Genomic DNA, 1,096 nt, shown 5'->3' on the forward strand with positions numbered 1-1,096 from the left:
TTCCGGATCGCTTCCTTCCTCAAACTCAATTCCTTCAGCTACAAGCCTTTCAAACGGCGTATTCCAAGGCACAGTCACCAGGTCATTGGTAACCTCATCGGTCGTTCTGGATGTTTTGCCAACTTTCTTGCATTTGAAGACAACAAGCTTGAATTTGAATTTGGCCATGGCTGTATTGCCAGATTTGTCTTTGGCTTCAAACTCAATGTAGCAGTTCTCAGGTTTTTTGAAGACTGTGCCCGGTGTCGGAGTCTGGGTAATGTCAAAAGAGCAGTTGTCACTGGCGGTGGTTCTGTCTTTGAAATCAGGCATCACAAACGTGTCACCTGACCGCATGATCCATACAAACGGTGTCTGGTCAACCGTGATTTTCGGCTTGGTATCGTCGACCACAATCACCTTAAACTCAGCGACAGCTCTGTTGCCTTTACTATCCTTGACAATCAGCTTGACGGTGTTCTCACCCACATCCTCACAGGTAAAGTCACACTTGCTCAGGTCGAGTTTCGGTGTGCCGCAGGTGGCCGTGGAACCGTTATCTGCCATATCAGGGTTGAGTCTGGCTTTGCCATCCTTGTTCAGTCTGAGAGTGATCTCAGGAATCGCTTTGGCTATCACTTTGCATTCCACACTGACAAGATTGACGGTAACCTTCTGTTTGGCGGTGCATATGTTGCCGCTTCCGTCTTTGACGGTCCAGGTCACCGTGGTAGTGCCGATCTTGAACACCGCAGGGGCATTGTTCCTGACTTCAGCAATGCTGCAGTTGTCGGATGTTTCAGGTTGGCCAAGATCAACCCCTGTGGCAGGGATGCCACCACCGGAAGAGCTCAAAACAAGGTTTGCCGGAGCTTTTATGTCCGGAAGCTCTCTGTCACGTACTGTCACTTTCTGTTCCGATGTTGCCGAATTGCCGTTCCTGTCGGTTACTGTCCAGGTTACTATGGTCTCTCCCAATGGGAAGGATGGCGGCGCATCGTTGGTCAGACCTCCGTCCGGTATGTCTCCTGTAAATGTGGCTACCCCAAGGTAAACTTCCCTTGCCTCACATATTCCTTTGTCTGTATTGACTGTGAGATCAGCAGGTGCGCTCACT

Annotated in this window: 1 protein-coding gene; it reads right to left on the reverse strand. The window is 49.9% G+C overall.

Annotation, left to right across the window (positions count from 1 at the left end; genetic code table 11):
- On the reverse strand, window positions 1-1,096 hold a 1,096-nt coding region (locus tag M3O96_RS21880), incomplete at both ends, for an HYR domain-containing protein (RefSeq protein ID WP_249725453.1).

The organism is Aquiflexum sp. TKW24L, assembly GCF_023502205.1.
Taxonomy (GTDB): Bacteria; Bacteroidota; Bacteroidia; order Cytophagales; family Cyclobacteriaceae; genus Cognataquiflexum.